This is a genomic window from Saccharopolyspora cebuensis (genome assembly GCF_039542665.1).
In the GTDB taxonomy this organism is placed as follows: domain Bacteria; phylum Actinomycetota; class Actinomycetes; order Mycobacteriales; family Pseudonocardiaceae; genus Saccharopolyspora; species Saccharopolyspora cebuensis.
Genome location: NZ_BAABII010000006.1, coordinates 161,354 through 171,671 on the forward strand (window position 1 = coordinate 161,354; position 10,318 = coordinate 171,671).

The 10,318-nt window shown below is 72.5% G+C and carries 13 protein-coding genes; all 13 read right to left on the reverse strand.

What is annotated here, in order from left to right; translation table 11 throughout:
* Positions 1 to 21: 21 nt before the first annotated feature.
* Positions 22 to 1,281, reverse strand: coding sequence for a bifunctional phosphopantothenoylcysteine decarboxylase/phosphopantothenate--cysteine ligase CoaBC (gene coaBC, locus ABD976_RS12375; RefSeq protein WP_345362143.1), 1,260 nt, complete (start codon positions 1,279 to 1,281; stop codon positions 22 to 24).
* A complete protein-coding gene (gene rpoZ / locus ABD976_RS12380) occupies positions 1,278 to 1,571 on the reverse strand; it encodes a DNA-directed RNA polymerase subunit omega (RefSeq protein ID WP_345362146.1) in 294 nt (97 codons plus the stop codon). Before rpoZ ends, coaBC begins: the two co-directional genes overlap by 4 nt.
* Before the next feature lie 99 nt (positions 1,572 to 1,670).
* Positions 1,671 to 2,273, reverse strand: coding sequence for a guanylate kinase (gene gmk, locus ABD976_RS12385; protein ID WP_369774586.1), 603 nt, complete (start codon positions 2,271 to 2,273; stop codon positions 1,671 to 1,673).
* The gene (gene mihF / locus ABD976_RS12390; protein WP_345362554.1) at positions 2,270 to 2,587 is read right to left on the reverse strand and encodes an integration host factor, actinobacterial type; all 318 of its coding nucleotides are present in this window, start codon (positions 2,585 to 2,587) and stop codon (positions 2,270 to 2,272) included. The genes gmk and mihF overlap by 4 nt, the downstream gene beginning before the upstream one ends.
* A 358-nt stretch (positions 2,588 to 2,945) precedes the next feature.
* On the reverse strand, positions 2,946 to 3,725 hold the full coding sequence (locus tag ABD976_RS12395) for an ESX secretion-associated protein EspG (RefSeq protein WP_345362153.1): 780 nt from the start codon (positions 3,723 to 3,725) through the stop codon (positions 2,946 to 2,948).
* Positions 3,726 to 3,795: 70 nt separating this feature from the next.
* Entirely contained in the window at positions 3,796 to 5,079 is a 1,284-nt protein-coding gene (locus tag ABD976_RS12400) for a hypothetical protein (protein ID WP_345362156.1), read from the reverse strand.
* A gap of 11 nt (positions 5,080 to 5,090) precedes the next feature.
* Positions 5,091 to 5,648 (reverse strand): DUF3558 domain-containing protein, encoded by a 558-nt coding sequence (locus tag ABD976_RS12405; RefSeq protein WP_345362159.1) that lies wholly within the window; start codon positions 5,646 to 5,648, stop codon positions 5,091 to 5,093.
* Positions 5,638 to 6,147: a hypothetical protein gene (locus ABD976_RS12410; protein WP_345362162.1), complete on the reverse strand. Its 510-nt coding sequence runs from the start codon at positions 6,145 to 6,147 to the stop codon at positions 5,638 to 5,640. Before ABD976_RS12410 ends, ABD976_RS12405 begins: the two co-directional genes overlap by 11 nt.
* 319 nt (positions 6,148 to 6,466) lie before the next feature.
* Complete coding sequence (locus ABD976_RS12415) at positions 6,467 to 7,135, reverse strand: hypothetical protein (protein WP_345362165.1); 669 nt, start codon at positions 7,133 to 7,135, stop codon at positions 6,467 to 6,469.
* An 8-nt stretch (positions 7,136 to 7,143) separates the two neighbouring features.
* Positions 7,144 to 7,848 carry a hypothetical protein gene (locus ABD976_RS12420; RefSeq protein ID WP_345362168.1) on the reverse strand — a complete coding sequence of 235 codons (705 nt, stop codon included), beginning with the start codon at positions 7,846 to 7,848 and terminating at the stop codon, positions 7,144 to 7,146.
* Between the two features lie 24 nt (positions 7,849 to 7,872).
* Positions 7,873 to 9,024 (reverse strand): WXG100 family type VII secretion target, encoded by a 1,152-nt coding sequence (locus ABD976_RS12425; RefSeq protein WP_345362171.1) that lies wholly within the window; start codon positions 9,022 to 9,024, stop codon positions 7,873 to 7,875.
* A gap of 102 nt (positions 9,025 to 9,126) precedes the next feature.
* Entirely contained in the window at positions 9,127 to 9,633 is a 507-nt protein-coding gene (locus tag ABD976_RS12430; RefSeq protein ID WP_345362174.1) for a YbaB/EbfC family nucleoid-associated protein, read from the reverse strand.
* Between the two features lie 84 nt (positions 9,634 to 9,717).
* Complete coding sequence (locus ABD976_RS12435) at positions 9,718 to 10,263, reverse strand: hypothetical protein (RefSeq protein WP_345362177.1); 546 nt, start codon at positions 10,261 to 10,263, stop codon at positions 9,718 to 9,720.
* Between the last annotated feature and the right edge of the window lie 55 nt (positions 10,264 to 10,318).

Here is a 10,318-nt window from a genome sequence, read left to right on the forward strand (position 1 = left end):
GGATGGACCCGGGCGGACAGCCTACTGGTGGCCCAGCCGGGCGCTCACCGCGTCCCACACTGTGGCGGCCAGCAGCGACTTGGCGCCGAACGGGATCGGCGCCACCTGCCCGTCGTCGCCCAGCAGCCAGCCCGCGTTGTCCTCGACCTCGAAGGCGCGGCCGTCGCCCACGGCGTTGACCACCAGCAGCTCGCAGCCCTTGCGGGCGAGCTTGGCCCGCCCGTGGTCGAGCACCGAGGTGTCCGGGTCACCGGTCTCGGCGGCGAACCCCACGATGAGCGGGACGTCGACCTCCCCGGCGTCGCGGGTGCGCACCAGCTCGGCGAGCACGTCCGGGTTGCGGGTCAGCGCCACCGGTTCCGGATCGGCGCCGGTCTTCTTGATCTTGTGCTCGGCCCGGTCGACCGGCCGGAAATCGGCGACCGCGGCGGCCATCACCACCGCGTCGGCGCCGTCGGCGCGGGTCAGCACCGCGTCCCGCAGCTCCGCCGCCGAACCCACCGGGACCAGCTCGACGCCCGCCGGGCGCACCAGGTCCGCGGTGTGCGCGGCCAGCAGCTCCACCTCGGCGCCGCGGTGCGCCGCCACCCTGGCCAGCGCGTAGCCCTGCCGACCGGAGGAGCGGTTGCCGAGGTAGCGCACCGGGTCCAGCGGCTCGCGGGTGCCCCCGGCCGAGACCACCACCCGGCGGCCCTCCAGGTCGCGGGGCAGCGCGGTGCGCTCGGCGAGCAGCAGCCGGGCGAGGTCGACGATCTCGGGCGGTTCGGGCATCCGGCCCTTGCCGGTGTCCGGGCCGGTCAGCCTGCCCCGGTCGGGTTCGGCGACCACCACGCCGCGCGAGCGCAGCAGCGCCACGTTGTCCCGCGTCGCCGGGTGCTCCCACATCTCGGTGTGCATCGCGGGGACGAGCAGGACCGGGCAGCGCGCCGTCAGCAGCGTCGAGGTGAGCAGGTCGTCGGCCCGGCCGTGGGCGGCCCGGGCGATGAGGTCCGCCGTCGCGGGGGCCACCACGACCAGGTCGGCCTCCTGGCCGAGCCGCACGTGCAGGACCTCGTCGACGTCGGAGAAGACCCCGGTGCGCACCGGGTGCCCGGAGAGGGCCTCGAACGTCGCGGCCCCGATGAAGTTCAGCGCCGCGTCGGTCGGCACCACCCGGACGTCGTGCCCGGACTCGGTCAACCGGCGCAGCACCTCGCAGGCCTTGAAGGCCGCGATACCCCCACCGACGCCGAGGACCACCCGCGGTGGCGCGGCGCGGTCCTCGGGACGTCCGGAGGTCACTCGCCTTCGGTGTGCTCGAGCACGCCCGCGTGGATCTCGCGGAGCGCGATCGAGAGCGGCTTCTCCCGCGGACCCGGCTCCACCAGGGGGCCGACGTACTCCAGCAGGCCCTCACCGAGCTGCGCGTAGTAGTCGTTGATCTGCCGCGCGCGCTTGGCCGAGTAGATGACCAGGGCGTACTTCGAGCTGACCTGCTCCAGCAGGTCGTCGATCGGCGGGTAGGTGATGCCCTCGGTGGTGTTCGTCGACGGGCTGCTGTTGAGCGCAGCCAGCGCGCTGGGGGTGCTCACGTGGGTGGCTCCTGCTCCTGTGGATGACTGTTCCGGTGCGGCGGTGCCGCGAGCCCCTAGGGCCGACCGACGCGGTCGGCCGCTCGGGCCCGCGTCGGCTCACCGCTGGGAACCGAGAATCAATCCTACCAATTCCTCGGCCGCGCTCCGCACGTCGGAGTTGACCACGGCCACGTCGAACTCCGGCTCAGCCGCCAGTTCGGCCCGCGCCGTGGCCAGCCGCGCCCGCAGCACCTCGGGATCCTCGGTCCCGCGACCGGTCAGCCGCTCCACCAGCTCGTCCCAGGACGGCGGGAGCAGCATGACCAGCTGCGCCTCGGGCATGCTCGCGCGGACCTGCCGGGCGCCTTGCAGTTCGATCTCCAGCAGCGCGGGCAGCCCCTCGGCCAGCGCCCGCTCCACCGGCTCGCGCGGCGTGCCGTAGCGGTTGCCCGCGTACCGGGCGTGCTCCAGCATCTCCCCCGCGGCGATCTTGCGCTCGAACTCCTCGGCGCTGACGAAGTGGTAGTGCACGCCGTCGACCTCACCGGCGCGCGGGGCGCGGGTGGTCATCGAGACGCTGAAGTACACCTCGGGCGCCCGCGCGCGCACCTCGGCGAGGACGCTGGACTTGCCGACGCCGGAAGGCCCGGAAACGACGGTGAGCCGAGGCTCGGCCACGGAGGCCTGCCTCGGCTCAGCGCCGGCTCGTGCGTCGATCACTCGCCGCTGAACTCGGCGAGCAGCGCCTTGCGCTGACGCTCACCCAGCCCGCGCAGCCGACGGCTGTTGGCGATCTCCAAGCGCTCCATGATCTGCTGCGCCCGCACCTTGCCAACGCCGGGGAGGGCTTCCAGCAGGGCCGAGACCTTCATCTTGCCGAAGACCTCGTCCTTGTCGGCGGTGTCCAGGACCTCCGCCAGCGTGGTTCCACCTCGCTTGAGGCGCTCCTTGAGCTCAGCTCGGGCGCGACGGGCGGCAGCCGCCTTTTCCAGAGCTGCTGCCCGCTGCTCCTCGGTCAGCTGGGGAAGGGCCACCATGTCCTCCGTGATGTGGGGTTTCTCTTGATCGGTGCGGCGACGGTACCGACTCGGCCCGACGGCCCCCCAACGGGGTCCGGTTTTCGTGAGCGGGATTCACCCGCACCGCCGCGCAGGCCCTTCGGGAAGCGCCCGTACAAGGGGTGCACGAGCGCGGGGCCGCTGCCAGTCCTATCAACAAAGCCGCTGAAGTGCACCAATCTCGGCCAAAGTTCTTCGAATGTGTCCGATTTCCGGTCGTTGAGCCACGCCGGTGTCATCCTCGCAGGTCACGACGGGGTGAAATGTCTCGCACCGGCGAAGTGATCAAGAACTCGCCGACCTTCCGCATCACGGAACCCCGGGTGGTCCACGACTACCGCGGGAGGGTCTTGAGCAGGTCCTGCACCCGGCCGGCCATCCGCTGCTTGTCGATCGGCGCGATGGTGGTCCACGCCTCGCCGCTGCGGGTGCTGTTCTCGAACAGGTACCAGCCCCGGGCGTTGGCGAAGCAGTGGGTCACCATCGGCGCCCGCTGCCGCTTGCCGCCGCCGTCCATCACCGCCGCCCCGACCTGCGCGAACGCCAGGCGCGGACCTCCCGCCATCGCCACCAGGGACCGCGCGTCCTCGCGGCGCACGCCCATCCTGGTCAGGCCCTCGGTCATCGCGCGGTCGTCCGAGCCCGCCTGGGAGGCCGCGTGCTCCACCGCCGCGCTGCGCACCGACACGCCCCGCCCGGGCCCCGGTCGCACCTCGGGCAGCACGCCGAGCAACGCGCGCACCGCCGAGTCCGCGGGCACCGCGGCCAGCCGGACACCGCCGTCGGCCCGCACCGCCAGGGTGGCGCGGGTCCGCGCGACGGCCACCAGCCCGGTCATCGCGCGCTGCTCCCCCGACGGCGCGCTCTCCCGGAAGGTGAGGTCGAAGGCCTGCTCGTAGCGGTGCAGCGGCAGCAGGACGCCGTGCACGTCGTCCTCCCGCACCTCGTCGCCGAAGCCGGCGCGGCGCAGCTCCTCCCAGGCCCGCTGCTCGGCGGCGCGGCGCTCGCCCTGCAGCACGCCCTCCGGGAGCACGTTGAGCACCAACGGCTTCGTCCCCAGCCCGAAGTGCTTCCACGCCTGGTGGAATGCCTGTTCCGACAGTTCGAGTTTCACGGATGCTCCCCAGTCGACAAGCGCGGGCGGCACCGGACAACCGATGCCGCCCGCGATCACCACACCTCGATCAGCGCTGCTCCCAATCCCCGAACACCGGCGGGGCCACCTTCGGCATCTCCTCGTCGAAGAAGCCGTGGTCGCCCTTCAGGTACTCGGGGGTCTCGTGCTCCTGGTCCTCCTCGCCCTGCCGGCCCTGCGGACGCGCACCGGCACCGGCCATCCCGGCACCACCGCGACCACCCGCGCCCCCGGCACCGCCGGACGAGCCGGTCCCGCCGGTCGCTCCGGCCCCGGCCGACCCGCCGACCCCGCTGGCCCCGCCGGGCCCGAGCGGAGCGCGCCCGGCGCCGGCGCCACCGGCACCCGCACCCCCGCGCGCGCCGAGACCGCCACCGGCGCCCCCGCGACCGCCACCGGCCCCGGACCCCGCACCGGGACGCCCGGCACCGGCACCACCGGCGGACCTGCCGGAGCCACCGCGGCCGCCCGGGCCGACGTACCCGGGCGAGCCCGGACCGCCGGGCGACCCCGGGCCGGGACCGGGAGTGCGCCCGTCCGGACCGGGAGTCGGCGGCCGAGGCGTGTTCCACTCCGGCCTGGTGGGATCCGGCCGACCCGGCAGCGGGACCCCAGGTCCGCCGGGCGTGCCCGGGGAACCGGGCGAGCCGGGGGTCGGTCCCGGGCCGGCACCCGGTCCGGTCCCGGTACCGCCACCCGGACCGGCCCACTGGCTGCCGGTCTGCGCGGGCGCCTGGTGCAGCTGGCCGACCTGCTGGTGCTGCCCGCCCTCGACCGCGACGCTGGCGCCGCCCTGCGGCGGCGGGGTGAACACCGCGCTCGCCGCGACGTTGCTCTGCGAGGCGTTGTCGTAGGCGTTGAACGCCGTCACCGCCTCCTGGCGCAGCTTCTCGTTGTGCGCCTTGGCGTCCTCGGCGTCGGTGGAGCCGGTCCACATGGTGTCCCAGGTCTCCTCGATCCACATGTCGTCCGGGACGGCCTGCTCCTCGCCCGCCTTCGGGATCGACGACTGCACCTTCGAGAACGCCTCGCCCTGGTCCTGCATCCGCAGCGACTGCGCCTGGGCGTTGTCGGCCGCGACCTCCGTCCACAGCACCACCGGCATGGCGGCGTCCTGCATCGCCTCACCGGACCGGGACTGCATCACGGCCCCGACCTGCTTCAGCTTCTCGCTGACCTGCGAAGCGACTTCGCGGAGGTATTCGTCCTCCTTCTTCCACTGGTCGGCCTTGTCGTACAGGCCCTGCGGTGAGCCGTTCTGCACCCAGCCCCGCATCTGGGCCAGCGAAACCCCGTCGAACTGCGTGGGTTCGATGTCTCTCGGAGTGGTCATCCGATGCCCCCTCAAGCATTGGGAAGGTTGGCGATCGCCGCCTCCGCGACGCGCGTCGCGGCATCGCATCCGCTGCCCACCTCGGGATCGGCCCCGGGGCGGACGATGGCGTTGACGAACAGCGAACCCGAGTCGGAGACGTCGATCGACAGCAAGCAGCCGGAACCGTTGTCGACCTGGGCGGTCGGGTACCCCCCGAGATCGCCCTGGACAGCTCCCCGCCCGGCGGCGAGGAAGTCCTGCATGGTCCGCTGATCGGCGGCGACGAAGGCGCCCCACCCCGGCGAACCCGGCTCGCCCGCCTCGAACTGGCACCCGGGAACGCCCTGCGATTCGCGCGCGCGGGGCTGCTGGTCGAATCCCAAGGCGCTGAGCTGCTCGGGGGTCAGCAGCGAACACTGGTCCGCCACGGCCACCGACTTCGCCGGAGCCGTGCGGGCCGGTTCCTCGGCGGTGGGCTCCGGCGCCGGTGTGCCGGTCTGCTCCGGCAGGGCCCCGTCGGCGCCCGAACCGCACCCCGCGAGCAGAACACCGGCGAGCACCGCGCTGACGGCCAGACTACTGCGCAAGATTGCCTCCCAAGCTGTCCGCGGCGTCTTGGTCGTTCGTCCGGACCTGCGCCGCGCTCGCCCGCAGGTTGGCAGCCGTGTTGGTGAACACCTCGGCGAGCTTGATGTAGTTCTCGTAGTACGCGTTGCTGTCCCCGGCGCCGACCTTCCCGTAGGCGTCGACGACCTGGGAGCTGACCGGGTCCGTTCCCGGCGCGGAGACGTAGGCGAGCATCTGCACGTCGTAGGAGCGGTCGTTCATCTCCGTGGCCTTGGACTCGAAGAAGCGCGCCAGCTCGTCGACCTGGTCCGGTTCCACCCGCATCGCCGAACCGGCGTTGATCGCGCTGGCGAGCTCGGCCTTGCGCGCCGCACCGGCCATGATCCGCCCGACCTGGGCGACGTTCTCCAGCATCCCGCCCAGGAAGGCGTCCGAGGCATCGGGCGCCATGGCGCTGTCGATCCGTGCCTGGTCGATCGCGTCCAGTTCGACCTGGTTCTCCCCCTCAGGCGCACCCACCGCTGAACTCCCCTCGTCCGCGCGCCACCGTTGATCACCCGCAGTGGCTGATCGGATACCGTCGACGCACAACATAGCGTGCGTCACACCACGGGCGGGGCGGTTTGCCGGACTCGCGAAGATGACGAAAGGGTGACGCCGGGGTTCAGCCGTCAGCGCGGCGCGACCCGCTCAGCCGAGGAGCAGGACCGCGATGGCGAAGCCGAGCAGCCCGACGAAGGCGATGGGTCGGCGGACCGGCCGTCCACCAGGGCTCAGCCGCGATGAGCACGTCCAGCGGCAGCACCGCGCGGCGCCACGGGCACGAACCGCGCCGCCGTCATGGGGCGAACACACCTGCCCCGGCGCTCACCACGGATTCCGCTGCGACCTTGCCGTCCACCCGGACCATGAGCACCGATCCGTCGTGGAAGGCGATCAGGCCGAACCACTGGGGCTCGATCTCGCGTCCGGCGGGCACCGCGTCGAAGTGGTGGATTGAACTCCCTGGAATCTCCCACAGCGTGGTGAGGGCGACGTCCTCGGTTCGGGACCCCGGGACCGCGTTCTCGGCGAACGACTTGGCACGGGCTAGCCAGCCGCCGGCCGCGGGTTCGGGAGCGTGGGACTCGGCGACCACGACGGCCAAGCGCTGCGCGGACAGCACCAACCAGGCGTCGGCCTGTCCAGCAGCCAGTCCATCGGCACAGCGGGCCGCCGCGGCACGCGGATCACCAGCCCGGGCCTGCGCCCAGATCGACGGATCGTGCGCCCACTCGTCGCCGTGGTAACGCCCCTCCCCGACCGGCTCGCTGGGTACGGGCCAGTCCGGCGCCTCGAGCCGCGGCGCGGCGATCCGGTCCCCGGCGTGGTGCGGAGCGGATCGTCGACCGGCGATGTCCGAAGCCACGTGACCTCGGCGCGGACCGATCCGCCACAGCAGTTCCTCGCCTGGACGGCACCAGGTGCGCGCGGCGATCTCGTCGAGGGCGAACGGGTCCTTGAGCACGGTTCTTCCTACTTCTGCCCGGTGGCCAGCGCATGGAGCCGGTGGGCGTCGTCGTCGGTCGGAGCGATGATGTCGAAACCCGACCGGTCGTCGAGTCCGATCCGCAGCGCGGCGGAGTCCCGCTCGCCGTGCTCGCTCGGCAACCGGCGACGGGACAGGCCGACCACGGTGGCACCGGTGAGCTGCGCCAGCTCGTCGACCGCCGCGAGCGGGACAGGCGCCCCGGCGGGATGACCGCCGAGCCGGTCGTCGCGGACGACGTCCACCACCTCTCGGGAGAAGCCGCGGACCCCGGCGCCGAAACGGCGGGCCCGGTCCCACAACCCACCGCCGTCCTCGGCCACCGACTCTGGTCGACGCCGCAACAGGGCCGTGCGCTGCGACGTGAGCACCCACATCAGCTCGGCCGCGCTGTCGCGTTCCATCCCCGCTGCGGCGAGCACCTGGCTCCGCACCCCTGGCCCGAAGTAGACGATGCGCGGAGGACTCGCGCCCGCGATCTCCCACGAACCGCTGATCAACTGGTCAGCGGCAATCATGCCGCGCTCGATGCCCTCCGCTGCGGCCCGACCACCGGTGCGGCCTTCCCACGACAGCCCGGGGACGTCGAACCGCACGCCGCTGCCCCGGAACGCGGCCACCAACCGGATCACTTCGTCCGGACGACACCAGTGCTGTCGCAGCGCCAGCGTCCCACCGAGATGCCGCGCCACGTCAGCTCAGCCCCGCTCCGCTGCTCATTCGAACCCCTTCTCCTGCGCCGACTGCCTTTCCTCCGCTGACAGGTCGCCTTGGATGGCACCTCGACCGTTGTCGTAGATCGTCGAAGCCCCGTGCTCGATGGCCGCACCGGTGGCTGTGTCGGTCGCCGCGGTGACGGCGGCCCGACCGAGGCTGGTCTCGCCACCGATGGCCCCCTTGAGCACCTGCTCTCCGATGTTGGCGGCCAGTGCGCCTTCCCCGGTCGTGCCGCGCATGAAGACGTTGCTCGTCGTCGAGGCCAAGGTGTTCGAGTCGAACTGGTTGACGACCCTGAACGCCGGGTTCCTCTTCCCGAGCTGGTTCACCAACATCCGGCCACCCGGAACGGAACCCGCCCGGTCCAGCAGGGCGTTCAGCGGCCCGCGGATGCTCTTCAACAGGTCCTCCAAGCGCCGGAGAAGCTTGGCGAGCTGCCCTTGGAGCTTGGCGAGGCGCGATGTGATGCGCATCCCGGTGGAACCGACCTGGACGGTCGTGGTGGTACCTGCGGTGGCGACCGAGGCGCCTGCGGTGATCCAGGACGCGGCGAGGGCGGCGAGCCACTGCACGATGAGGCCGATGACCAGCTCGGTGATGATCTGGATGACGAACTCGACGAACATGTCGAAGATGTCGGCGATCATGTCCAGGGTGCCCTTGAGGTCCCGGACGTCGGCTGCCAGCGCGGTGACGCCGTCGCCGAACTCGGTCATCTGCTTGCGGAACGCGTCGCCATCGGCGCCCTGCCAGCCCGCCGCGGTGGCCTCGGCACGCCGCTTCTCCTGCTCGCCGACCTCGTCGAGCCAGGTGGCCACCTGCTCCCAGCCCTCGCCGGTGGAGCGCATCTGCTCCGGATCGCCAATCGCGTACTCGGCGATCTCGATGAGCGGGCTCAGGACGATCGACACCAGGAAGCCGAGCCCGTTGCTCATCAACGATTGCCCAGGGCTGGACAGCAGTTCGAGCTGCTCCATCCGGGCCGAGACCACCGCCGCGCCCCACTCCGGGGGCGAGGAGGCGTCGGCGAGGTCCTGCGCCGCGCCGACCGCCGACGAGCCGCGCCCCGCCGCCTGCTCGAACCAGTTCTTCGACTCGCCGTCACCCTCGTTGAGCGCCTGGAAATCCCCCGGGCCCGTCGGTGCCGTCATCCCCTGCCTCCCGCGAACCATCGTGCTGCCACCGGTCGTGCGCGCTCCGCCACGGGGCACCATGTCACTTCGGCCACCGCGGGGGCGTCGGTTTCCGGTGGATCAGCGCAGGAAGGACTCGTCGGAGAAGTCGTCGTCCTCGGGGTCGGCGTCCGGCTTGGGTCGCGGGGGTGCGGCGGCCGGTCCGGGCTGCGGGGCCGCGGGCGGCGGCTCCGGGGCGGGGTCGTCCTGGTCGTCGGCCGGTGGCGGCTTGATCGCGACGCCTTCGACGTTGAACGCCTGCTGGAACTGGTCGAACCGGTCGCCCAGGATCGGGGCGACGGTCTCGTTGAGCTGTTCGGCCGCGTTCGCGGTGGCCTCCCGGACGGTGGCCATGATGGTCTGCTGGAGCTCGGCGGCCGAGTGCCGGACGGCGCCGGGGGTCAGCCGCAGGTCGAGCAGCGCACCCGACGGGGCGACGGTCACCGTCACCGACCGGTCCGGGCTGCTCGCCGTGCCCTGCAAGCCCTGCATCGCTTCCTGCAGCTCACCGGCCTTGGCGGCCTGCTCCTCGAACTTGCGCATCATCTCCTGGATGCGCTCGGACGCCCCGCTCACGGACTCCCCCATTCGGCCTACGGTGCTTCGGTCGCACCGAACAGTAGCGGACGGCTCGGCGGCGCTGGGGCCGATTCGGGGCATCGGAGCGGTCGCTCACGACCGCCCGTGCAGCTGCGCCGTTCTCCGGTTGGAGTACGTGACGCGGCGGGAGAGCTGGACCACGACGACCAGGAAGAGCACGCCCGAGGCGCCGAACAGCCAGCCCATCGCGTGGATCCCCGTCTCGGAGTAGCGCTCCGGGAGCAGGACCACGGCCGGGTGGGTGCAGCGGACCTCGGCGCCGCCGCTGAACCAGGCGCGCTCCGGGTCCGGCAGGCGCGCGCTGCGCAGGCTGGTGGTGTGCGGGGCGTAGGTGAAGAGGGAGCGGGCCTGTCCCGAATCCGGGATCACCTCGCAGGTGACGAAACCGTCCTCGTGCGCCGTGGTCAAGCCGAACCGGTCGCCGGTCTCCAGCTCGACCCGCGCGGTCCGCTCCACCGCCACGGTGCCCAGACCCAGCGCCCCGCTCCAGATCGCCCACTCCAGGGCGATGACGGCGTACACGCCCGTCACCAGCCAGGTCACCAGCATCAGCACCAGCCAGCGCAGCACGCGCGGGGGCTTGGGCGGTCGCGCCACGACCTGTTCCGCTGCGGTCACACCGGTCACCGTAGCCGCCGGACGCCGCGCGGGGTGGCGGGATCGGCGAGATCCC